This is a genomic window from Natronorubrum sediminis, assembly GCF_900108095.1.
GTDB lineage: Archaea > Halobacteriota > Halobacteria > Halobacteriales > Natrialbaceae > Natronorubrum > Natronorubrum sediminis.
The window spans coordinates 554,605-578,243 of the sequence record NZ_FNWL01000001.1 but is presented as its reverse complement, the minus strand read 5'-3'; the positions used below and the strand labels follow the sequence as shown (position 1 = coordinate 578,243).

General features: G+C 61.9%; 21 protein-coding genes. 15 read left to right on the top strand and 6 right to left on the bottom strand.

What is annotated here, in order from left to right:
* Positions 1–120: 120 nt before the first annotated feature.
* A complete protein-coding gene (locus BLW62_RS02830; RefSeq protein ID WP_090504878.1) occupies positions 121–1,584 on the top strand; it encodes an MATE family efflux transporter in 1,464 nt (487 codons plus the stop codon).
* 45 nt (positions 1,585–1,629) lie between these two features.
* Here the strand turns inward: BLW62_RS02830 and BLW62_RS02825 are convergent, their stop codons facing one another.
* Positions 1,630–2,328, bottom strand: a complete 699-nt coding sequence (locus BLW62_RS02825; RefSeq protein WP_090504874.1) for a phosphoribosyltransferase — start codon at positions 2,326–2,328, stop codon at positions 1,630–1,632.
* A gap of 233 nt (positions 2,329–2,561) precedes the next feature.
* Between BLW62_RS02825 and thiC the strand changes: the two genes are divergently transcribed.
* From thiC to BLW62_RS02810, 3 genes are all read left to right on the top strand, one after another.
* The gene (gene thiC / locus BLW62_RS02820) at positions 2,562–4,025 is read left to right on the top strand and encodes a phosphomethylpyrimidine synthase ThiC (protein WP_090504871.1); all 1,464 of its coding nucleotides are present in this window, start codon (positions 2,562–2,564) and stop codon (positions 4,023–4,025) included.
* A gap of 76 nt (positions 4,026–4,101) precedes the next feature.
* Positions 4,102–5,445: an alpha/beta hydrolase gene (locus tag BLW62_RS02815; RefSeq protein ID WP_090504868.1), complete on the top strand. Its 1,344-nt coding sequence runs from the start codon at positions 4,102–4,104 to the stop codon at positions 5,443–5,445.
* A 93-nt stretch (positions 5,446–5,538) separates the two neighbouring features.
* Complete coding sequence (locus BLW62_RS02810; protein ID WP_090504864.1) at positions 5,539–6,438, top strand: PhzF family phenazine biosynthesis protein; 900 nt, start codon at positions 5,539–5,541, stop codon at positions 6,436–6,438.
* A 72-nt stretch (positions 6,439–6,510) separates the two neighbouring features.
* On the opposite strand, the gene BLW62_RS02805 is transcribed toward BLW62_RS02810, so the two are convergent.
* The gene (locus BLW62_RS02805; protein ID WP_090504861.1) at positions 6,511–7,227 is read right to left on the bottom strand and encodes a helix-turn-helix domain-containing protein; all 717 of its coding nucleotides are present in this window, start codon (positions 7,225–7,227) and stop codon (positions 6,511–6,513) included.
* A gap of 207 nt (positions 7,228–7,434) precedes the next feature.
* Between BLW62_RS02805 and BLW62_RS02800 the strand changes: the two genes are divergently transcribed.
* The 10 genes from BLW62_RS02800 (at position 7,435) to BLW62_RS02755 (ending at position 18,755) form a co-directional block, all read left to right on the top strand.
* Entirely contained in the window at positions 7,435–8,292 is an 858-nt protein-coding gene (locus BLW62_RS02800; RefSeq protein WP_090504858.1) for an SDR family NAD(P)-dependent oxidoreductase, read from the top strand.
* Between the two features lie 2 nt (positions 8,293–8,294).
* Entirely contained in the window at positions 8,295–10,373 is a 2,079-nt protein-coding gene (locus BLW62_RS02795; protein ID WP_090504854.1) for an AMP-binding protein, read from the top strand.
* Between the two features lie 192 nt (positions 10,374–10,565).
* Positions 10,566–11,063, top strand: coding sequence for a cupin domain-containing protein (locus tag BLW62_RS02790; RefSeq protein WP_090504851.1), 498 nt, complete (start codon positions 10,566–10,568; stop codon positions 11,061–11,063).
* 49 nt (positions 11,064–11,112) lie between these two features.
* On the top strand, positions 11,113–12,606 hold the full coding sequence (gene gatB, locus BLW62_RS02785) for an Asp-tRNA(Asn)/Glu-tRNA(Gln) amidotransferase subunit GatB (RefSeq protein WP_090504848.1): 1,494 nt from the start codon (positions 11,113–11,115) through the stop codon (positions 12,604–12,606).
* A 262-nt stretch (positions 12,607–12,868) separates the two neighbouring features.
* Positions 12,869–13,849: an MBL fold metallo-hydrolase gene (locus tag BLW62_RS02780; RefSeq protein WP_090506390.1), complete on the top strand. Its 981-nt coding sequence runs from the start codon at positions 12,869–12,871 to the stop codon at positions 13,847–13,849.
* A 305-nt stretch (positions 13,850–14,154) separates the two neighbouring features.
* Complete coding sequence (locus tag BLW62_RS02775) at positions 14,155–15,378, top strand: ABC transporter substrate-binding protein (RefSeq protein WP_090504846.1); 1,224 nt, start codon at positions 14,155–14,157, stop codon at positions 15,376–15,378.
* Between the two features lie 3 nt (positions 15,379–15,381).
* Complete coding sequence (locus BLW62_RS02770) at positions 15,382–16,263, top strand: branched-chain amino acid ABC transporter permease (RefSeq protein ID WP_175459663.1); 882 nt, start codon at positions 15,382–15,384, stop codon at positions 16,261–16,263.
* A complete protein-coding gene (locus BLW62_RS02765) occupies positions 16,256–17,314 on the top strand; it encodes a branched-chain amino acid ABC transporter permease (protein WP_245726651.1) in 1,059 nt (352 codons plus the stop codon). The genes BLW62_RS02770 and BLW62_RS02765 overlap by 8 nt, the downstream gene beginning before the upstream one ends.
* Positions 17,311–18,042 (top strand): ABC transporter ATP-binding protein, encoded by a 732-nt coding sequence (locus tag BLW62_RS02760; protein ID WP_090504843.1) that lies wholly within the window; start codon positions 17,311–17,313, stop codon positions 18,040–18,042. Before BLW62_RS02765 ends, BLW62_RS02760 begins: the two co-directional genes overlap by 4 nt.
* Positions 18,039–18,755 carry an ABC transporter ATP-binding protein gene (locus BLW62_RS02755; RefSeq protein ID WP_090504840.1) on the top strand — a complete coding sequence of 239 codons (717 nt, stop codon included), beginning with the start codon at positions 18,039–18,041 and terminating at the stop codon, positions 18,753–18,755. Before BLW62_RS02760 ends, BLW62_RS02755 begins: the two co-directional genes overlap by 4 nt.
* A gap of 171 nt (positions 18,756–18,926) precedes the next feature.
* Here the strand turns inward: BLW62_RS02755 and BLW62_RS02750 are convergent, their stop codons facing one another.
* Together BLW62_RS02750 and BLW62_RS02745 are read right to left on the bottom strand one after the other, a co-directional pair.
* Positions 18,927–19,394, bottom strand: a complete 468-nt coding sequence (locus BLW62_RS02750; RefSeq protein WP_090504837.1) for an acyl-CoA thioesterase — start codon at positions 19,392–19,394, stop codon at positions 18,927–18,929.
* Positions 19,395–19,477: 83 nt separating this feature from the next.
* Positions 19,478–20,272 (bottom strand): N-acyl homoserine lactonase family protein, encoded by a 795-nt coding sequence (locus tag BLW62_RS02745; protein WP_090504834.1) that lies wholly within the window; start codon positions 20,270–20,272, stop codon positions 19,478–19,480.
* A gap of 129 nt (positions 20,273–20,401) precedes the next feature.
* Between BLW62_RS02745 and BLW62_RS02740 the strand changes: the two genes are divergently transcribed.
* Positions 20,402–20,536 carry a transporter gene (locus tag BLW62_RS02740; RefSeq protein WP_090504831.1) on the top strand — a complete coding sequence of 45 codons (135 nt, stop codon included), beginning with the start codon at positions 20,402–20,404 and terminating at the stop codon, positions 20,534–20,536.
* 35 nt (positions 20,537–20,571) lie between these two features.
* On the opposite strand, the gene BLW62_RS02735 is transcribed toward BLW62_RS02740, so the two are convergent.
* Positions 20,572–22,341 carry a GMC family oxidoreductase gene (locus tag BLW62_RS02735; RefSeq protein WP_090504828.1) on the bottom strand — a complete coding sequence of 590 codons (1,770 nt, stop codon included), beginning with the start codon at positions 22,339–22,341 and terminating at the stop codon, positions 20,572–20,574.
* A 79-nt stretch (positions 22,342–22,420) separates the two neighbouring features.
* Positions 22,421–23,587 carry a gluconate 2-dehydrogenase subunit 3 family protein gene (locus BLW62_RS02730; RefSeq protein ID WP_090504826.1) on the bottom strand — a complete coding sequence of 389 codons (1,167 nt, stop codon included), beginning with the start codon at positions 23,585–23,587 and terminating at the stop codon, positions 22,421–22,423.
* Between the last annotated feature and the right edge of the window lie 52 nt (positions 23,588–23,639).

Below are 23,639 nucleotides of genomic sequence, written 5' to 3'. Positions count from 1 at the left end.
CCCACGTACAACAGTAGCGTCCGTCAGCGTCAGTGCTCGAGGCGCTCGATCAACTGACAGAGTGGGTGCGGATATCACACCTCACGAGGTGTCAAGTGGATCGGGGGTCACTGTTGGGATATGTCTGCAGGCGATCCGGGGGGTGAACACGACCTGACGGACGGATCGCTCGTCGGGCCGATGTTCAAACTTGCGTGGCCGCTCGTCGTGATTCAGTTGCTCCAGGTCGCCTACAACGTCGGTGACACCTTCTGGCTCGGCGCGCTCTCGCCCGACGCCGTCGGTGCGGTGAGCCTCGCCTTTCCGCTGCTCTTTCTGGTGATCGCGGTCGGAGCCGGGTTCACCACGGCTGGCGCGATCCTGATCGCTCAACACACGGGCGCGGAGAGCGGAAAGGGAGGCCTGATCGCCGGACAGACGATTACGTTCATCTCGCTCGTCGCGATCGTCCTCGGCGCGATCGGCTACGTCGCGACGGAGCCGATGCTCGAGGTGCTTCCCGCCGATAGCGACACGGAAGCGGCCATCCTGCCGCTAGCTGGTGAGTATCTCCAGATATTCTTCCTCGGCGTGCCCTTCGTCTTCGGCTTCTTCGTCTTCGCGGCGCTCATGCGCGGGTACGGCAACACTCGCGCCCCGATGCGCGTAATGGCCATCAGCGTCGTGATCAACCTCGTCATCGACCCCCTGCTCATCTTCGGTGTCGGTCCGCTGCCTCGCCTCGAGATCGCCGGAGCCGCCGTCGCGACAGTCGTCTCGAGAGGGATCGCGACTCTCATCGGATTCTACTTGCTGTACTACACGGACGTTGGGCCAGATATCGAATTCGGGCACCTTCGCCCGCGTCTCGAGTACGTCTCCGAAATCACGCGGCTGGGCGTCCCGACGGCGATCGAGCAGTCGATGACGGCGATGGCGCTGGTCGCGATGACGGCGATCGTCGTCACCTTCCCACCCGCAGTCGTCGCGGCCTACGGACTCGGCAACCGACTGATCTCGCTCGCGTTCTTGCCAGCACTCGGGATGGGGCAGGCGACGGACTCGATCGTCGGCCAGAACCTGGGTGCAGGAAGGAGTGACCGTGCAGAGCGGGCAACGTGGATCGGCGCGGGCGTGATCGGCGGGATCATGGCCGTCGCCGGCGCGATCGCCTTCCTCTTCCCGGAGCCGTTCGTCTCGGTGTTCCTGACGGCGGAGGAAGCGGGACGAGCCGAGACGCTCGAGTACGGTGTGACGTACCTGCGTTACGCCGCGTTCGGTTTCGTCTTCATGGGCGTCATGCAGGTGATTCTGGGGGCGTTCCGAGGTGCCGGCAACACGAAGACGGCGCTCGTCTTCTCGGTGCTCGGCCTCTGGATCGTCCGCGTTCCGGTCACCTACGTGTTGATCTTCGTCGCAGACTGGGGGACGACGGGGATTTGGCTCGGCGTCGTCATCGGCGACATCGTCGGCGCGCTCGCGGCCGTCGCGTGGTTCTCCCGGGGTACGTGGAAAGCGTCCTTGCTCGAGGAGGGAGGGGGCGCTGAGACGAACTCGAGTGGCGAATCGGCTGCGGAAAGCGAATCCGAATCGGTCGCAGAGTAAGTTACTCGTTCGTCTCGTCGTCCGTTATCCGTTACTCGTTATCCGTTACTCGTCGCCGAGCGTCCATTCACCGGGACCCGCCGACTCGAGGATGTCGCGTCGCTCCATCTCGTTGAGAACCTCTCGAATCCGATCGGGCTGGGCGATTTCCATTCCGATGCGATCGACGCCGTGGAATTCGGCGAGATAGTGCCGGATCTCTTCCTGGGTGAACGACTCCTGGTCGGCCCGATCCATCACGCTCGTGATAAGATCGATCATGTCCTCGATGAAGTTCCAGGGGTAGACGATCCAACTCCACTCCTCTAAGTGCTCGCCGACGTAGTCGGGTTCGAACTCGCTGGTTCCGAGCAGTTGGAGGGTGGCAGTTCGCACGTCGCCGGCGTTGCGGTCGGTGACGTACTCGTCGGCACGCTCGATAGAACCGCCGGTGTCGGCGATATCGTCGATGATGAGGACGTCTTTGCCCTCGACGCTCCCCTCTGGCATCGGATAGCGCACGGACGGTTCGTCGCGTTTCTCGGCGGTGCCGACGTAGTGTTCCATCTTCAAACTCGTCAGGTCGTCGAGTCCGAGGAAATCACAGAGACACCGACCGGCGAACCACCCACCGCGGGCGAGCGCGACGACGACGTCCGGCTCGAATTCGTCGTTACGAACGTCGTTGCTGACGTCGCGACAGAGGCTGTAGATGTAGTCCCACGTCGTGATCGTACAGTCGAAATCGTCCGGTAGTTCGGACATCTGGGTGCACCTACTCGAAGGAAAGACGCGCAATGCTCATAAGTGGGCTGAAACCCGCCCTGGGATTACTATCCGTGACCGCACGCTAAATCTACTCGCGTGATTTCTCGATCCACCTCTATCCGAACAGGGTGCGTTTCCAATTGCTACTGGAATATTAGACGGAGCGGTACACCTCACACATCCTGTTAGCAGCACAAGTAATATAATCGAGTAGTACAACCTAGTTTTCGATGGCGCGAACACAACTCGAGGCCGCCCGCGACGGAACCGTGACCGACGCAATGACCCGAATCGCCGAACGCGAGAACCGCGATCCGGAGTTCGTCCGGGAGCAAGTCGCAAGCGGGCAGGCAGTGATCCCGGCGAACCGACACCACGAGGCGCTCGATCCGATGATCATCGGCCGCGAGTTCGCGACGAAAGTCAATGCGAACATCGGCAACAGCGACACGACGAGCGACCTCGAGACCGAACTCGAGAAGCTCCACACGGCGGTTCACTACGGCGCGGATACGGTGATGGATCTCGGCACCGGCAGCGACCTCGAGGAGATCCGTGGAGTCCACGTCGAACACTCGCCCGTCCCCCTCGGGACAGTGCCGCTGTACGAGGCCGTCAAGCGGGCGGGTGATCCGGAGGCCATCACGACGGACCTGTTGCTCGAGGTGATCGAAGCGCAGGCCGAGCAGGGCGTCGACTACATGACGATCCACGCGGGAATCCTGGCAAAGCACTTGCCGTTGACCAACGACCGGAAGACAGGCATCGTCTCTCGAGGCGGGTCGATCATGGCCGCGTGGATGGAAGCCCACGGCGAGCAGAACCCACTGTTCCAGGTCTACGACGAAATCTGTGAGATTTTCGTGGAACACGACGTGACGTTCAGCCTCGGAGACAGTCTCCGACCGGGGTGTCTGGCCGACGCCTGCGACGAAGCCCAATACGCCGAACTCGATACGCTCGGTGAGTTAACCCGTCGCGCCTGGGATCACGACGTACAGGTGATGGTCGAAGGGCCCGGACACGTTCCCATGCACAAAGTCGCCGAAAACGTCGAACGCCAGCAAGAGGTCTGTGACGGCGCGCCGTTTTACGTCCTCGGCCCGCTCGTCACCGACATCGCGCCGGGCTACGATCACATCACCAGTTCCATCGGTGCCGCGATGGCCGCACAGGCGGGGGCGGCGATGCTCTGTTACGTCACCCCGAAAGAACACCTCGGATTGCCCGAGGAAGCAGACGTGCGCGACGGTCTCGCGGCCTACCGAATCGCCGCCCACGCCGGCGACGTGGCGAACGAACGTCCGGGCGCTCGAGACTGGGACGACGCCCTCTCGGAAGCCCGCTACACCTTCGACTGGCGCGAGCAGTTCCGCCTCGCCCTCGACACCGAGCGCGCCCGCGAATACCACGATCAGACGCTGCCCGAGGACAACTACAAGGAGGCTCGCTTTTGCTCGATGTGCGGCGTCGAGTTCTGCTCGATGCGGATCGACCAGGACGCTCGAGCGCCAGCGTCGGCTGACCAGCCTCGAGACGACGGGACGATGTCGGGTCTCGAGTCGACGACCGATCTCGAGGAGTCCGCCGCTGCCGACGTGAATCGACCGCCGGTCGGCGCACACGAACTGGGACGGTTTTCACCGCTCGACGGCGGTGATGCGTCCTCGGTCGAATCCACTGGCGACGACTAAGTACCACGCTCTCCTATCAGTCCGTGAGAGTCCATTGTTGGTTTATTATACGAACTCGTGATATTTATCGCCAGTGATGGCTTCCTTCCAACGGCGTACCGTGTTGACGGCTGTCTCGACTGCAACCGTTTCGGCCCTCGCCGGCTGTAGCGGCCTGCTCGCAGACGATAGTGACGACGGAGACACGAGCGCGGCTGAAGACGCAGCAGCAACGTTCGTCGAAACACTGGCAGACGGCGAGTTCGAAGACGCTCGCGAGGAGTTCATCCCCGAAATGCGCGACGATATCGCGACGCTCGCACAACTCGAGCAAGCCTGGATGGGGTACACGGCCATCGGTGGCGAGTTCGAAGGCGTCGACTCGACGGCGGCTGACAAACAGGACGGCGTCTACAACGTCCGCATTTCGATGTCGTTCGAACACGGGTCACACGATCTGTTGTTCGCGATGAACGACGAGTACGAGTACGGCGAGTACGCGCCCGCAGACGAGTACGAACGCCCGGGGTACGTCGATGCCGCTGCGATCACGGACGAGGAGGTCACGCTCGAGACCGACGACGACGAGTGTGAACTCTCAGGGCTCGTCACGATGCCCGAAGATGGAGATGACGTTCCCGGCGTCGTGTTGGTTCACGATGCTGGGCAGGTGTCGATGGACAGCGATACCACCGCGACGAAACTGTTCGGCGACCTCGCTGAAGGCCTCGCCAGCCAGGGTATCGCGACGATTCGTTACGACAGCCGACTGGCCGAATGCGACGTCGACCCCGACGACCACGGAATCGATACCGTCGCGGTCGACGACGCACTGACTGCGATCGACGAACTTCGGGATGCAGACGGCGTCGATTCGGACGAAATCGTCGTCGTCGGTCACGGATTCGGCGGTCTCGCTGCACCACGGATCGCCGACGAAGACGGCGACCTCGCCGGAATCGTCGGCCTCGCTGCCCCGGCACGACCGTTCTACGAGGTCACCCTCGAGCAGATCGAACACCAGGCGACCGTGGGCGATCACGAGTGGGAAGCCCGCATGGATCAGTACGAAGAGTGGGAAGCAGACGTCGAGCGAATCGAAGACGGCGACTACGACGCGGACGAGCCCGTCTGTGGCTACTACGGCTCGCTCTGGGAGAGCCTCGAGGACTACGACCACGTCGAGACCGCTGCGTCGCTCGAACTTCCAACGTACTTCCTGCAGGGTGAGCGTGATACGCGAGCGACCGTCGAGGACGACCTCGAGCGGTGGGAGAGCGAACTCGAGGATACCGAGTCAGAAACGGCGGTGTACGAGGATCTCAATCGCGCGTTTATGCCTGGGGAAGGGCCAGCGACGCCGATGGAGTACGATCTTCGGAACAACGTCGACGAACGGGTCGTCGACGATATCGCCACGTGGGTTCAGGATCTATACTGACGGGGTCACTGGGAGTGGCAAGCACCGATAGCGACAGCAGTGGTCCGTGTGGAGGGCAGAGGATTCATACCCCGTTCGGTCCACGAACGTGATATGGATACGATTCGGGTCCTGCAAGTCGACGCCTTCACAGACGAACCGTTCGGCGGCAACCCCGCCGGCGTCGTGCCCGAGGCGGACGACCTCTCCGAACACCAGATGCAATCGATCGCCGCCGAGATGGCCCTCAGCGAGACAGCCTTCCTTCGCTCGAGCGACGGCGCAGACCGTCGCGTTCGTTACTTTACGCCGACCCAGGAGGTCGACCTCTGTGGACACGCGACGATCGGTAGCTTCGCACACCTTCGCGACGAGGGCCTCGAGTCCGGGACGACGACGCTCGAGACGAACGTCGGGACCCTCGAGATCGACGTCGACGACGACGGAACGGTCTGGATGACGCAGGACGCACCGCAGGTCCGGGAAGCGGACGTCGGCTACGCCCGCGTCGCCGACGCGCTCGGAGTGGATCAGGCCGCACTCGAGGGGGCGAGCGACGACATTCCCCTCGCCGTCTCCTCGACCGGCCTGTCCTTCTTGATCGCGCCGATCACGTACCTCTCGGACGTCGGCAATGCGCAACCAGATATGCACGCGATCGAGAAACTGACCGACGACGTCGACGCGACGGGCGTCTACCTCTTTACCTTCGACGCCCTCGAGCGCGAGTCGACGCTTCACGGGAGGATGTTCGCACCCGGAGCGGGAGTGCCAGAGGATCCGGTCACCGGGACCGCAAGCGGCGCAGTCGGTGCCTATCTCGACCACTTCGGCGCGTTCGACGATGACTTTCCCGAGGAACTCCGCCTCGAGCAGGGCCACTACGTCGACCGCCCGGGACGGGCCCGTGTCCGTGTCGGCGATTCCGTCCGCGTCGGTGGCCGCGGCGTGACGGTGCTCGACGGCTCGATGCTCGTCCCCGAGGACGACGAAGACGAGATCCTCGAGGCCTGAGGCGAGCGTCACGTACGAATTCCCGTCGAATCGAGAGATGACGTTGATCGACGGACGGAAGCAATCGGTTGCTCAGCAGGTCTGTGCGTCCTCGAGACTCTCGAGTGCTGAGAGTGCCGCCTTTAGCACTTTTCGCTCGCCGCGTCGGAGGTTCATCGAGACGGCCGTCTTCGAGACGCCGAACTGTGCAGCCAATTCCTCGAGCGTCGTCTCGCGTGGCGTCTCGTAGTAGCCGTTTTTGCAGGCCGCTTCGAAGGTCGTGCGCTCGGTTTCGGTGAGCGATCGACAGCCCTCGAGCAACCCGATCGCGCTTTCCGAGTTCTCGAGCAAGTCGAATAGCGCCGTCGGGCCGAGCTGGTCGCGGTCCTCGACGGTGAACTCGTTGTGACGCTCGAGGTCGGCGAGCGCGTGGTCCTCGTCTTGATCGTCGTCGAAGCCAACGTGCCAGCGCTCTCGCCCGTCCTCGATCTGGAACGGCCCGGTGATGTAGCCGCCGTTTCGGTCGATTGTCCGCATCGCGTTCGTCTCCTCGATGGTCGTCCCGATTTGGGCGACGGCGTCGCGTTTTGAGAGAATGTAACACTCCGTCATGTTCGGGTGCTCGCGCAGCTCACGAAGGCCGGCGTCGAGCGCTCCGACGGACCCTCCCTTCGCGATGAGTCGCGTCTCGAGCGATTCGTCGTCGGTATCGAGTTGCCACTGCACGGCCGAGAACGCGATATCGACGTCGTCAGTCGTATCGATGAACGGACAGTCGTACTGGCGCATGTCGATATCGAGGTCGATCATTTGTGGCTAATATATACCATACAAGGTATTACTATTTGTATATGGGTGGTTGCACGGTGGAAATTTGGGTGATCCGATGGTGACCGACTTGCTGGTGGTTTACCGAGAGAGCGTCTCAGCGGTGTCCTGAATCCCGTTAGCGCAGGGGTTGATATGTTAACAGTTGTCTTTTAGCGCGTGCCGAAGGTACGTCTATCGAGTACGAGTATGTCTCAGCAGGAGGTTACGCCACCGACAGTCTCAGCAGCGGACATCCACAGGATCAACGACGACTCCTTCACCGGGAAAAACGTCTGTCTCGTCACCGGGGCCGGGTCGGGAATCGGCCGCGCGACGGCCCTCGCAGCCGCCGGAAACGGTCTCACCGTCGCCGCGACGGATATCGACGAGTCCGGGCTCTCCGGAACGATCGAACGAGGCGAGGAACTCGGTCTCGAGGGCGATATCCACTCGATCGTCGGCGATTTAACGGTCGACGACGACCTCGAGCGAATCGTCGACGACGCCGCGGCGTTGGGCGAACTCTCCTACCTCGCCAACGTCGCCGGGATTCAACATATCGATCCGATCGACGAGTTTCCGATGGAGGCCTACGATCAAATGCACCGAATAATGCTTCGAGCGCCGTTGTACCTCACGAAGCTGTGTTTACCTCACTTTCGGGCGAGTGCGGACGGGCGAGGTTGCGTCGGCAACATGAGTTCGGTTCACGGCCACTACGTTACCAGCGACAAGGTCGGGTACAACGTCTCGAAATTCGGGCTTCGGGGCCTCACACAGTCCATCGCCGCGGAAGGCGGAGGCGACGTTCGCGCGTTTTCGATCAGCACGGCGTACGTCAAGACGCCGCTCGTGACGGCCCAACTCGAGGATACTGCCGAACAACGGGGAATCTCCGTCGAGGAGGTGATCGAAGACGTGATGCTTGGGCAATCTCGCGTGACGGAGATGATGGAACCGATCGACGTCGCGAACCTGTACCTGATCGGGTTCTCTACTCTTGGCCGACATCTCAACGGCGGAGACCTCATGTTTGATGGGGGCATGACGCTAACCTACGAGTAACGATGTCAGGGGACACACCGAATTCCAGTCTCGAGGACGTCGATCGTGTCGTTCACGAACCGAGTCAGTCGTTCGTCGAGTCGACGAACGTCCACGACTTCATGCAGACGCACGGTATCGACGACACTGACGAACTCATCGAGCGATCGACGACCGATATCGACGGTGTCGAGGAATCGGGCCTCGAGTGGTTCTGGGACGAACTCGTCGACTACCTCGATATCGAGTTCTACGAGCCCTACGATGCCGTCAGAGACGATAGCGAGGGACCACAGTTCAGCGACTGGTATCCCGGCGGGGAACTCAACATCGCTCACAACGTCGCGGATCGTCACGCCGCTGTCGACGAGGAGCGACGAAACAAAGTCGCGACCATCTGGGAGGGCGAAGACGGCGAGGTGCGTGAAGTAACGTACCACGAACTCGAGCGCCAGTCGAGTCAGGTCGCGAACGCGCTCGAGGAACGCGGTATCGAGACGGGCGATACGGTGGGGCTCTACATGCCGATGGTCCCCGAAGTCGCCTCGATTCTCTACGGTTGTTTCAAGGTAGGGGCGATCGCCGTCCCGATCTTCTCGGGCTTCGGGGTGGACGCGACGGCGACTCGGATCGAGGACTCCGAGTGTTCGGTGCTCTTTACGGGCGACGGCTTCTACCGCCGCGGCGATCCCGTTTATCTCAAGAGCGCAGCAGACGAGGCGATCGAAGAGGCTGGTTACGTCGAGGACACGATCGTCTTCGATCGACTCGGCGCGAGTACCGAGTCCTCAGAACACACCGTCCCCTGGAACGACGACCGCGACGCGTGGTGGGCCGACGCGATCGAAACGCGAGACGACGAGTACGAGACGAAATCGCTCGACTCAAGCCAGGAGTCGATGCTCCTCTACTCGTCGGGGACGACGGGGAAACCGAAGGGAATCGTCCACACCCACGCGGGTGTACAGGTGCAGTGTGCGAAGGAGGTCTTCTTCGGGATGGATCTCAAACCCGCGGATCGCCTCTTTTGGGTCTCGGACATCGGCTGGATGATGGGGCCGTGGACGCTCATCGGCACCCACACCTTCGGCGGCACCGTCTTCATGTACGAAGGCGCGCCCGACCACCCCGAACCCGACCGATTCTGGGAAATGATCGACCGCCACAGCCTCACGCAGTTTGGCATCTCGCCGACCGCGATTCGCGCGCTCCGGAAACACGGCAAGCGGCAGAGTACGGCTGACGAGCCATCCGGCTCCGGCGGAACCGGAGACGACGACTGGCTCGAGGGCCACGACCTCTCCTCGCTTCGGCTACTCGGGTCGACCGGCGAGCCCTGGGACCCTGAATCGTGGCAGTGGTTCTACGAGAACGTCGGCAACGGCGAGGCCCCGATCATCAACATCTCCGGCGGGACGGAGATCTGTGGCTGTTTCCTGATGCCGTTGCCGAATCAGTCGCTCAAACCCTGTACGCTGGGCGGGCCGGGGCTCGGAATGGACATCGACATCGTCGACCGACAGGGCGACTCCGTCGAAGACGACCACGAACGGGGCTACCTCGTGGCTCGAGACTCCTGTCCGTCGATGACCAAGTCGCTGTGGTCGGGCGACGACCGGTATCTCAACGAGTACTGGTCGACGTTCGAGGACATGTGGAATCACGGCGACTGGGCCCAGAAGGACGAAGACGGCTTCTGGTTCCTCCACGGCCGCGCGGACGACGTGCTCAACGTTGCGGGCCGGAAGGTCGGCCCTGCAGAAGTGGAAGGTGCGTTGATCGACCACGAGGCCGTCAACCAGGCCGCCGCCATCGGCGCGCCGGACGACACGACCGGAACGGCGGTCGTCACCTACGTCGTCCTCGACGACGGCCACCAGGTGTCGGACGCGTTACGCGAGGAACTGCGCGCACAGGTCGGCGAGGAGTTAGGCAAACCGTTCCGTCCCCGCGAGGTACTGTTCGTCGACGAGTTCCCGAAAACGCAGTCAGGCAAGATCATTCGTCGCGCCATCGAGGCGACCTACACCGGCGAGGATCTCGGCGACATGAGCAGTATCGAGAACCCGGACGCACTCGAGGAACTCGAAGACGCACGGTAGTACCAACTCGAGAGACTCTCGTTGTGAGGGCAGGCAATCACCGTTCTGTTGTCTATGCGGTGTCTCTCACTGACCTGAACAATCGTTATCTTCTCCGGGCGCGTTTCTTCACGTGATATAGGTCGCCCTACAGCGAGTCGGCACGAGACGTGCCGTCGTGAGACGGCCCATAATCACACGAGGAGTACTACCATGGCGACAACATCGAAGAACCACTCAGAAGCGCCTCGAGCCGTCGACCTCGACCAGTTCGAGGGAGCAGACGTGTATCAGGAGAGCGACGAACACGCCCGAGTCCGCGGGTACTTCCCGCTGACACCCGGAATGCCGAACGGAACCGACGCCGGTGCCGAGGAGTCGATGATCGTTTGTATCGAAATCGAGCCCGGAAATTACCTGCCGTCCCACGAGGACAGCAACGAGGAACTCCTCGTCGTGACTGCAGGAGCCGTCGAGGCGACGGTCGGTGACGACACGATCGACCTGCGAGCCGGACAGTGTGCGGTCGTCCCCGAGATGGTGCCACACGCCATCTCCAATACGGGCGAGGAGACGGCCTACGTCATCGGATTCTTCCCTAACACCGAACTGACCGCGACGTTCGACGAGACGCTCGAGCCGTTCGGTTCGGCGGAATTAGCTATCGGCCCCGTGCCACCGGAAGACCGAGGAAACGGCGACGAAGCGTAAGTCACCCGATCCCGTTACGTTTTACCCCACCCGGACCGAACCGCCACCAATGACTGCCCAGACCGTCCAGCAGGGCGACCTCGTCACCGTCATCGGCCTCGAGGTTCACGTCCAGTTGGAAACCGACACGAAGATTTTCTGTGGCTGTTCGACGGCACAGACGGACGAGCCGAACGAAAACGTCTGTCCAGTCTGTCTCGGCCTGCCGGGTGCCCTGCCCGTGCTCAACGAGGCCGCCGTCGAAGCCGCGGTCAAGATCGGCAAGGCGATCGACGCCGAAATCCCCGAGGAGACTCGCTTTCACCGGAAGAACTACTACTACCCCGACCTGCCCAAGAACTTCCAGATCACCCAGTACGACGAACCGATCTGTGCCGACGGCGACCTCGAGATCTCCGTCGAGGGCGACCGACGCACGGTCACCATCGAGCGTGCACACCTCGAGGAAGACCCGGGCAGCCTCCAGCACGTCGGCGGCGGTGGGGGAATCGACTCCGCGGACTACACGCTGGTCAACTACAACCGCGCGGGCACGCCCCTCATGGAGATCGTCACGGCACCCGACTTCCGAAGCCCCGGCGAGGTTCGAGCGTTTCTCGCCGAACTCGAGGAGGTTCTCGAGTACCTGGGCGTCTTCGACGCCGAGCGAGACGGCAGCCTGCGGATCGACGCCAACCTCTCGATCATCCCCGAGGAGGACATCGAGAGCGACGACGTGAGCGAGATCGGCACGGACGCCCTCGAGTCGGCCAACCGAACCGAGGTCAAGAACATCTCGAGTCACAAAGGTGCCGAGAAGGCCCTGGCCTACGAGGAGACACGCCAGAAGAACGCGATCCAGCGCGGCCGTGCGGTCGAACAGGAGACGCGCCACTGGGACGAGTCCCGCGGTATCACGGTCTCGATGCGCTCGAAAGAAGAGGAGAAAGACTACCGTTACTTCGAGGAGGCCGACCTGCCGCCGCTTCGGGTTTCACACTGGAAAGAAGAGATCGACATTCCGGAGCTTCCGACGGCCCGTCGCGAGCGCTTTCAGGCGGAGTACGACCTGAACGAGGAAGCCGCCTCGAAGCTCACGTCGACCAAGCAGGTCGCGGACTTCTACGAGGACGTCGCGAGCGAGTTCGACCCCGACCTCGCAGCCACCTGGGTCGCGGACAACTTACTCGGCGAACTCAACTACCGCGATATGGAGATCACCGATCTCGAGGGGCGACTCGAGGACGTTACGCGACTCGTGGAACTCGTCGCCGAGGACGAGATCACGTCGAAGAACGCCCACGAGACGGTGCTTCGGTCGATGCTCGACGAGGGGGCCACACCCGACGAAATCGTCGACGAAGCGGGACTCGGCAAGACGAGCGGCGACGAGGTCCAATCGGCCGTTGTTGAGGCCATCGACGAGAATCCGGAGGCGGTCGAGGACTACGAATCGGGCGACGACGGCGCGATCAACTTCCTCGTTGGACAGGTCATGCAAAAGACGGGAGGGAGTGCGGACCCAGGCGACGTGAATCAGCAGTTGCGCGCCGAACTCGAGTGAACGGTACCGAACGCGAAGAGGCGAACGGACAGTGTCCGTAAGTCACGAGCGTTCGGCTTTTGGTCCAGATTTTTCTCGGAGTGGGTGCGAGTCTCGCGAGCATCCCGACGAGAAAAAGGTGGCAAAACTGACGGGAGGGAGTGCGGACCCAGGCGACGTGAATCAGCAGTTGCGCGCCGAACTCGAGTGAGAGACGGAGGGTTCGTGGTCGACCCCGATCCTATCAGGTGAATTAAGAGCGAGGAACGTGTTCTGTGTCGACATGGATCGGATTACGCTGGGGAACGACGAGTTCGAGGGCCGAAACAACGCGTACGTGCTCGCAGACGACGAACAGGACGAACTCGCGCTGGTCGATACCGGCATCGCGACGCCGGATATTCGTGAGCAGTTGCGTGTCGGACTCGAGAAACGGGGCTACGCGTTTTCGGACGTCGACGACATCGTCCTGACGCACTTTCACGTCGATCACGCGGGACTCGCCGGAGAGATACAAGCGGAGAGTGACGCGACGGTGTACGTCCACGAGGCCGACGCGCCGATGGTCGAACGCGATTCCGAGGCGATCGCCGCCGTCGAACGGCGGCGACAGGCGTACTTAGACGAGTGGGGCGTTCCCGAGGACGAACAAGCGGAACTGTTGGCGTTTTTCGAGGACGCGATCAGCATCGAAGGCGATGGCGCGTCCGTGACGCCGGTCGAAGACGGGGATCGACTCGAGGTCGGGGGAGACACCCTCGAGACGGTACACGCACCCGGTCACTCGGCCGGCCTCAGTTGTTTCGACGTGGCCGATGGAACGGAGGCGTTCGTCGGGGACGCACTGTTGCCGGTCTACACGCCGAACGTTGGCGGGGCAGACGTTCGCGTCGAGCGCCCACTGGAGCAGTATCTCGCGTCTTTGCGTCGAATCGCCGACCACGAGTACCAACGAGTCTGGCCCGGCCACCGCGATCCGATCGAGAACCCGCGCGAGCGAGCCCTCGAAATCCTCGACCACCACCGCGAGCGAAGCGAGAACATCCTCGGCGTGCTCGAGGAACACGGGCCGGCGGACGCGTGGACGGTCAGCGAGCGCTTATTCGGCGACCTCGAGGGGATCCACATCGTTCACGGGCCGGGTGAGGCGTTCGCCCACCTCGATCACCTGACGCACGAAGGGGTCCTCGAGAAAGAACAGGGCGTCTATCGAATGCCGGAGTCAGTGGACGGCCTCGAGTCGGTCTTTTCTCGAGAGACGTAATCCGATCGGGCATCGAGTTCGACGATTTAACGAATTATTGACCTAAATACACCATACGGGCAGGCAGCTGCGCTTACAAATGTGAACTGGTAACGGTAGGATAGTTACCTGTGTACATCGCTCATTTCAGGAGCCTAATATTGGATACATACATTTAATAGATGCCACTGGAAAATCAGCGATGACACGACGTGTGTCTGTGTTCAGCAATGTCAAATATAACTGAATCTGTAGGTGATCGGGAGCGAAGTGCGACAGGAATGAATCGTCGACGGTTTTTGGCTGCAACCGGTGCGGGGGCCGTGATGACGACAGTTGCAGGGTGTGCTGGCCGTGGTGGTGACGACGATGTCTTTCGAATCGGCCACATCGGCCCGACGACGCAGCCGATGGGGATTGGGTCGGAACAGAGTGCGGAGATTGCAGTCGACCAAATCGACGAAATTCTCGATCAGGAGGTCGAACTCTTGACGGGTGATACGGAAGCGGAAGTCGACCATGCGGAGGCTGTTATCGAGACGATGATCGTCGAGGACAACATCGACCTCCTCGTCGGAACGTTCGTCACCGAGGTTACGCAGGGGATCATGGACTTCGTCGCCGAACGCGACGTGCCGTTCATCATCACGGGTTCTGCCGACACGGAGACTGTCGTCGACTACCACGGCGAGGACTACGAGACGTACAAGAACATCTTCAGAACGGGACCGATCAACTCGTCGCTCCAGGCGGAGTCGGTCGTCGAGTACGCGGAGTTCCTCGCCGACGAACACGGCTGGACCTCGTTCGGATTGCTTCGTGACGACGCTGCGTGGACAGTGCCCTTCGGCGACGAGATTCCCGGCCTGTTCGAGGAAACTGACCTCTCGCTCGATTACGAGACAGCCGCCGACATCGAGACGGACGACTTCACCTCGTACTACGATTCCTTCGAAAGCGAAGGAGTCGACGTCGTCCTTCGGATCGCTGCACACGCCAATGGGGCGAATCTGGTCTCCACGTGGCAAGGGGAGTACAATTTCGCGATGGAGGGTATTCACGTTACGTCGATGTCGCCCGAGTTCTGGGATCAGACCAACGGTGCGTGCCTCTACGAGTCGACGGGACAGGCGGGCGCAGGCGGCGTCACCGAGATGAGCGACGGCGACGAAACCATGTCGTTCGTCGAGGCCTATCAGGAGGAGTACGGCGACGAAGAGCCGAGCATGCCGATGTACATGGGCTTCAACACGTACGACGCGATCAACTTCTACAAGGAAGCCGTCGAGGACGCCGGAACTGCCGATTACGACGACGACCTCGACGACATCGTCGACGCCATGCTCAGTCTCACCTACGACGGGACTGCGGGCGAGATCAGCCTCTACGGCGAAGACGACGAGTACCCCCACGACGTCCAGGAAGTCCGGGACGAAGACGACCGAATCGTCAACTTCCCCATCACGCAGTGGCAAGAAGGCGGGGAAGTCGAGTGCGTCTTCCCAGAGACGTACGCGACGGCAGACCACCAAGCTCCCGACTGGATGTGAGGCATGTTAGATAGTATTATTTCGATACTCGTCACCGGAGCGATGCTCAGCGCCGTGTACGCGCTCATCGCCGTCGGATTCACGATGATATTCGGCGTCGGTGGCGTGCTCAATCTCGCCCACGGCGGGTTGATCATGATCGGTGCGTACACGTACCTGGTCGTCACCGACGCCAGTTTCGTCGGACTCCATCCTGTTGTCGGGTTCATCGTCGCGATTGCAATCGCCGCAATCGCGTCCTACGTCCTCTACGTCGGACTGGTGCAGTTCATCGAAGACGACATCGTGATCACGTTCCTGGCGACCGTCGTCGTCGCGCTCCTCCTCACGGAGCTCGCGACGATGCAGTTCACGACGAACTCCTACACGCTCGCCGTCTGGGGCGGCTCGTTCCACCTCGAGTCGGTCGGCGTTCGCGTCAGGTACAACGACCTCCTCGGGTTCGTCGCCTCGTGGATCGCCATCGGACTACTCTGGTACTACGTGACGAAAACGGACCAGGGTCGGTCGATTCTTGCGGCCTCGATGAGCGAACGCGGAGCGCAGTTGACTGGTGTCGACCTCCGCGCCGTCAAGGCCCGAACGTGGCTGATCGCCGGCGGCCTCGCCGGCCTCGCGGGGGTCTTCCTCGGCACGCGAACGTACCCCGCGAACCCGGAGATGTGGTTGAACCCGCTCGCGCTGGCGTTCATCATCGTCGTTATCGGCGGGATCGGGAGCATCAAGGGCTCGATCGTCGCTGCCTACCTGATCGGCTACCTCGAGACGATTGCGATCACCCAACTGGGTGCGAGTTATCAGGGCATCTTCGCGCTGATCGTGCTCGTGGCAGTGTTGATCGTCTTGCCGGAAGGCCTCTACGGGAGGGAGTTCGTCCATGACTGATAGCACACCGCGATTCACGACGCCGTTCGGATCGATGAACACGGTGCAGTTCGCGTTCATCGCCGTTTCCGTACTCGCACTGCTCACCGCACCGTTCTGGAGCGCGATGTTGCCGAGTCACCTCGCGCTCATGCAGGCGTTGACGCTCGCGTGTATCTGGGCCATCTTCGCGATGGGCTGGGACATCCAGAGCGGCTACACCGGCTACATCAGTTTCGGGCACTCGGTGCTCTCCGGTGCCGCCGGATACACGACCGCGATGTTGATCTACAACGTGGACCCGAACATGTCCCTGTGGATTACGATTCCACTGTCGGTCGTCATGACGGTGCTCATCGGGCTTGTCATCGCGTTGCCGTCGCTTCGGCTGCGTGGCCCGTACTTCTCGTTGATTACGTTCGCCGCGGTGCTCGTCTTCTACCGGATGCTCCGACCACTCAGCGAGTATACCGGCGGAGAGACGGGCATCTCGAGGAACATCTACACGTACGGTAGCGACACGACCATCCTCGGGTTCGAACTGTTCTACTACGAGGTTCGCTACTACATCGCGCTCGTGCCGATGCTCCTCGTCGCGCTCGGATTGCTCTACATCTCCCGGTCGAACAACGGGATGGTGTTCAAGGCGATCCGCGAGAACGAATCGGCCGTCGAGGCGGCGGGACTCGACGCGACGAAGTTCAAGATTTGGTCGTTCGCGGTGAGTTCGGTGCCGATGGGGATTGGTGGCGTCTTACTCGTCCACCGTTTCGGGACCGTCAATCCGGAGCTGTTCGTCATCGTCGACAACAGCATCGAGATGATCGCGATGGCCGTCCTCGGCGGAATCGGCTCGATTCTCGGGCCGGTCGCTGGGGCGTTCTTCTTCATCGTCGCGAACGATTACGTGCTCCCGGGGGTCGGAAACGTCCTGCCGATAATCGATTTCGGGACGACGACCAGATACGCCGTGCTCTGGACGCTCGTCTTACTCGTCCTCGTGTTCGCACGGGACGGGCTCGGGCGGAAACTCTGGAACTGGCTCGGACGCCTCGGAGGTGACGACCGATGACGCTCCTCGAGATCGACGGACTCACCAAGCGATTCGGTGGGCTCGTCGCCGTCGACGACTTCGACATGACCGTCGAACGCGGCGAGATCGTCGGCTTGATCGGCCCGAACGGCTCGGGCAAGTCGACCGTCTTCAACTGCCTCATGGGGATCTACAACGTCACCGACGGACAGATCCACTTCGACGGCGAGGAGATCACGAACGACTCGACTCACGAAATCGTCAACCGCGGGCTCTCTCGAGTCTCCCAGGAGTCGAACCCGATCGATGACATGACCGTTCGTGAGAACATCAAGCTGTTCACGTTGCCGAACTCCATTCTGGCGTTCTCCGGCGGCGCGAGCGACGAGGAGATCGCCGAGTACGCCGCGCGCGTGGATATCGAAGACCAACTCGAGGAGCACCCAGGATCGATGCCCCACGCGGGCGTTCGTCGCTTAGAAATCGCGAAAGCGTTGGCGACGGAGCCGGAGATGTTGCTCCTCGACGAACCGTTCGCGGGGATGAACCAACAGGAGATCACCGAACTCGCGGCGAAGATGGAGGAGTTCCGCGAGGAAGGAATCACGCAGGTCGTCGTCGACCACAACATGGGCGGCCTGATGGGACTGGTCGACCGAATCGTCGTCATCAACAACGGCGACTTCCTCGCGGCGGGGACCCCAGAGGAGATCGCCGGCGACGACGACGTCCAGGAAGCGTACCTCGCTGGCGAGGTGACACAATGAGCGACCCACTACTCGAGATCGACGATCTACACGTCTACTACGGCAAAGCACACGCGCTCAAGGGCGTCTCGGTATCCGTCGAGCGCGGCGAGATCTACGGCGTCATCGGCCCGAACGGGGCCGGCAAGACGACCATGCTGAACGCCGTCGCCGGCTTCGTCGACTACGAGGGGACGATCCGCTACGACGGCAGTGATCTCGCCGACGAACGAGCCCAAGATATCGTCCAAGACGGGCTGATCTACTGTACCGAAGACCGGGACCTGTTCCCGTTCTTCTCGGTCCACGAAAACCTGCTCATGGGTGCCCAGTTCAGAGACGATCGCGAGGCCGTCGAAGCCGACCTCGAGATGGTCTACGACCTGTTCCCGCGCTTAGACGAGCGACGCGAGCAGGAGGCCGAAACGATGAGTGGCGGCGAGCAACAGATGCTCGCCATCGGTCGCGCGCTGATGAGCGACCCCGAGATGCTCATGCTCGACGAGCCCACGATCGGGCTCGCTCCGGTGATCATTCAGGACATCAGCGAGGCCATCGAGCGCCTGCTAGACGAGGGGCTGACCATCTTGCTGGCCGAACAGAACTCGACGTTCGCGTTACGCCACGCCGAACGGCTCTCGTTGATCGAAACCGGCGAAATCGAACTCGAGGGAACGGCCTCTGAGTTCCACGACAACGAGTACGTCCGCGAAGCGTACGTCGGCGTTCACTGACGGGGCGCAGTCGGTTCCCACAGTTATTTTTCCGCACAATTGCCAGGGCTCCAACTGGACCCCTCCTCGAGCGAAATTCGTCCACATCAGCTCCGTATCAGCTTCGAATTAGCTCCGAATCAGCTCCGTATCAGCTCCGTATCGTCTCCACAGTGTGTTGGCCCAGTTCAGTTAGGCGTCGCCCCCGAGACCGCCCTGAAACGAGGCGACCGCTTCGCGAAACTCGTCTGGAACGGTGATTGGGCGCTCGGTCTCGAGGTCGACGGCGACCTGCGTGACGCTGCCATCCGCGAGGAGTTTCTCGTCCTCGAGGCGTTTCACGCGGTAGTCGAACGTGAAACTCGAGGTTCCCATCTCGACGATTCGGATTTCGTTGACGAGTCGGTCGCCGAACTCGGCCGCGGCGCGGTAGTTCAGTTCGGTGTTGACGACGTGGACCTGCCAGTTGTCGGCTTCCATCTGCTCGTAGCTGTACTCGATCTGGCGGAAGAACTCGGAGACGGTCTCGTCCTGAAAGGTGAAGTACTCGCCGTAGAAGACGATTCCCTGCTTGTCGGTTTCGGCGAATCGCACGCGATTCTCGAACACTGGCTGGAAGTCGGGTTCAGCGGTTACGTCCGCATCGTCAGTCGTACCCATACCAACTACCGCTGGTTCGACCGGCAAAGTCGTACCGACCTCGGCAACTCGCTTTCGTCCCGGTGTGCACCGACTTGCGGTGACTACGGTAGATCCGCCAACACCTCGAGATCGTCGCCGTCGTGTCCGCAGATAACGGTCGCGTCGTGGCGACGCTCGAGGTCTTGGACCGTTCGGAGACTCTCGAGCCAGTGGCGTTTGCTCCAGAGCAATGCGCCGCCCATCGGGAGTTCGCCGTGATAGTTCGCGCGTGTGTAGGCCTGATCGCCGGCGAGAACGACCGTTCCGACGCCGTCGAGTTCGAGTTTCACGCCGAGTAACCCTGGCGTGTGGCCGGGGAGGTGGACGAACTCGAGATCCGTGAAGTGTTGTTCTCTGTCGTCGTGAACGATCCGCCAGTTCAGGTCGTGATCGAAGTCCCCGGCGATGTAGGCGTCGTCGCCCTCGTCGGTCTTTGCGCTGTAGTAGGCGAACTCGAGTTCCCGTTTGTGGACGTAGATTGGCGTCTCAGTGCCCGCGAAAACCTGGAGGCCGCCGGCGTGATCGAGGTGGAGATGCGTCTGGATTACGCAGTCGATATCTGAGATGGTGTAGCCGGCGTCGGCGAGGTCGTCCTCGAGCGGACGCAGCCCGGTGTGTTCGAACGCGGCGTAGAGGTCGTCGGGCCAGTGGCCCGAATCCGCCTCGGGATGAGAGCCGGTGTCCCAGAGGATCGTCGCCTCGGGGTGGTCGATCACGAGGTTGTAGACGGGGCCATCACCCATCAGCGTCTGCGGATTCGGCTCGTCGGCCGTGCCCAGCGTCTGGCCCTCGATGATGTTGTTCACGTCGGTCGTGATCGTCCCGCGCTCGAGTACTGAAAGCGTCGCATCGACCATACGACAGCGTCTCTCTCCGACGGTTTATAGCTCAGGTCGGCCAGAATTTGCCCGAATCGGTACGAGATGCGCTCGAGTCGCTGTTCATGCCAGCCGTAGAGCTACCCGTCGGGTCGTCGAACGGCCCGTATGGTCCGAGTCTCGACCCTCGTCATCCTCGCCGGTATCGTCTTGTTGTTCATCCCGATTCCGCCCATCGCGACGGTATCCGGCGTAATCGTCATCCTGATCGGCCTCGCACTCAGGTTTCTGACGGATCTCTGAACGGCTCACGGAGACGCCCGCTCGCGGAGGGGCACCTACGTCTCCGGATCGGCCAGCACCTCCGGTTCCTCGAGGTACTCCTCGATTCCCTCCGCCGCGCGGAAGGCTAGCGCACCGACGGTTCCGGTCGGGTTGTAGCCGCTGTTGTGGGCGAACGCCGACGCGCCGGGCACGAAGAGGTTGTGTGCGTCCCAACACTGGAGGTAGTTGTTGACGACCGATTCGTCGGGGTCGGCACCCATGATCGCGCCGCCGGTGTTGTGAGTCGTCTGATAGGGGATGATGTCGAAGTCGCCTTCGAGGCCGCCGCTGGCGTCGACCTGGTCGGCACCCATCTCCTCCATGACCTCCTCGCAGACGTCGCTGGCGTACTCCGCGAGCGCGTAGTCCTGATCGTGCCAGTTGAACGTCATCCGGATCAAGGGCAACCCGTAGTCGTCAGTGTAGTTTGGATCGAGGTCGAGGTAGTTGTCCTGATAGGGCAAGACGGCACCCTGACAGGAGATCGACAGCGAACTGTGGTTGTACTCGAGGCTCTCTTCTTTGAACTCCGATCCCCACGACGGCGTGTCTTCGGGGACCGGATTGTTCGCGATCGGTCGCTCGCCGGTCTGGCTGATCGAGACGGAGCCGCCGTGGAGGAACTCTTCGTCCTCGTGGTCGAAGTTGTCGCCGTTGATATCGTCGAACGCGGCCCCGAGCGCACCCGCGCCCATGTAGAGGTTCCACTCTTCGTCCTCGAAGAAGCCCGTGGCGCTGCCACCCATGTTCTGGTAACAGTAGTTCTTCCCGACGGTTCCCTCGCCCGTTTCGGGGTCGTAGGGCTCTCCGATACCCGACAAGAGGAGCAGGCGCACGTTGTTGAGCACGTACGCGGTGAGGGCGACGACGTCGGCGGGTTGCTCGTAGACGGTGTTCGTCCGCGAGTCGACGTACTTCACGCCAGTGACCTCCTCCTCGTCCTCGTCGTAGAGTAGTTCGACGACGTTCGAGTGCGTCCGCAGTTCGAAGTTCCCCGTGTCCTCGGCGGCCGGAAGAACGGTCACGGTGGGATCGGACTTCGCCCCCCACTCACAGCCGAATCGCTCGCAGTAGCCACAGTACTCACACTGCCCGAGGTTGATGCCGTCGGGATTTTCGTACGTCTCCGAGAGGTTCGCCGAGGGCTGCATGAACGGCTCGTAGCCGGCCGCGTCGGCCCCTTCCGCGAACACCTCGAGGGGCGGCGACTGCATCATCGGCGGCAACGGGTAATCCCGTGACCGGGGCCCTTCGTAGGGATTTCCGTTGTCCTGAATCTCGCCGTCGATGTTGCCGGCGACGCCCGAAATCCCGGCCGTATACTCGAACTCGTCGAAGTAGGGCTCGAGTTCCTCGTAGGTAATTCCCCAGTCCTGAAGCTGCATTTCGTCGGGAATCGCCTCCTCGCCGTACTCCTCAATCGTCTCGGATTCGATTTCGAAGTCGTAGGGGAGGAATCGCCAAGTGACGCCGTTCCAGTGAACGCCAGCGCCGCCGACGCCGGTTCCGGGAAGAAACGCCCCGTAGCGACGCATCGGGAGCGCCGTGTCTTCTGGCTCGTGTCGGAAGGTGATCGTCTCCCGGGAGAGGTCTTGCATCAGTTTATACCGCATCGCGTAGCCCAGTTCGTCGTGGACGGTGAGCCAGTCCTCGGTGGATCGTTCCCCCCCGCGCTCGAGGCCAACGACGTCGTAGTCTGCCTGTGCCAGTTCTTTCGCGATGATACCGCCAGTCCAGCCCACGCCGACGGTGACGACGTCGACGGGGTCGAGTTCTTCTGCCATTTGGATTACTCTCTCAGTGTGTCGCAGTTTGGTCGGTCGTCGATACGCCGCACGTCCACACACCGCTTCGCCGCTCGGCTCAATGGTCGTGGTCCCCGTCCGGATTGAGGCCGATTTCTTCGACGTCGTCCGCGATGCTCCGAGGTTCGTCCACCTCTTGGTACTCGTCGTCCTCGATGTGTTCTCGAAAGCTCCCCAGTGCGCCGGGAGAGCCGGGGAAGTTCTTCAGCCGCCAGCCGACCATCTCCTGATTCCCGCCGTACATCGGGTCGGAAAACATGCCCTCGAGCGTGTTCTCGCGCAAGAGGAGGAAGAAGTCACTCGGCTCGAGTCCCTCGAACGTCTCGACCTCGTCGTCCTCTAAGGCCTGAATAACGTCGTCTTGCTCCTCGCCCCCGAGGTCGACGAAACTCTCGTCGTACTCCTCCTCACAGTACGCCTCGACGAAGTCGATCGAGTACGTATACGCGTCCGCGGGTGTCATGGGGTGTTGCCAGCCCTGACCCGCCGCTGGCTCCTCGTCCGCCCACGCGACTTCGGTCTCCTCGTCGTCCGGATCGTCTGGCTCCTCTTCGAACTCATCAGGAGTCTCTTCACCGTCGTCTTCGGCCATCTCCTCGTCCGCACCGTCCGTGTCGTCGTCATCTCCCTCGTCGACTTCTTGGATACCTGCGTCGGTAGCAGTGAACGCAATCGAGTCAGCAGTGTTGTCCTCATTGTTCTCCCCATTCGCGCTGTTCTCGTCGTCCCCGTCGTCTTCGTCATCCTCGCCGTCGTCCGTCTCTGCTTCCTCGGTGTGGGCTGGCGGCGTTCCGACGCCTTCGGCCTCGGTAGGATCGCCGACCGGATCGGCCGCTTCGACCGCCGTATCCAACTCGAGTTGCTCGACGCCGGGAAACGGCCCGTCCATGTACCAGCGCTCGCCTTGCCCCCAGTCCTGGTTCATCTGTCGATCGATGAAGTAGACGACGCCCGCCTCGGGCGCGCCGGGGCCGTTGTCGTCCGAGGGGTAGATCCGATTCGCCATCTCCTGGACGATTTCGGCCTGCTCGAGCGTGAAGAACTGTAGTCCCTGCTTTTCGATTTCGGCTTCCTCGACGTCCTCGAGCGAGAAGTCGGTCGTCTCCGCTCGCGCCCGTCTCGTGAGGATGCTCGCGCCGATGAACGCGCCCCCGCTCATCATCGCGCCTCGTCGTGTGAAGTCGAACTTCGCCTCTCCGTCCGGTCCAGTCTCGTCGTCCGGCATGGGGGTTCCCGACTCTCGAGAGCCGGGTAGTTCAGCACCCTTGGTGTGACGG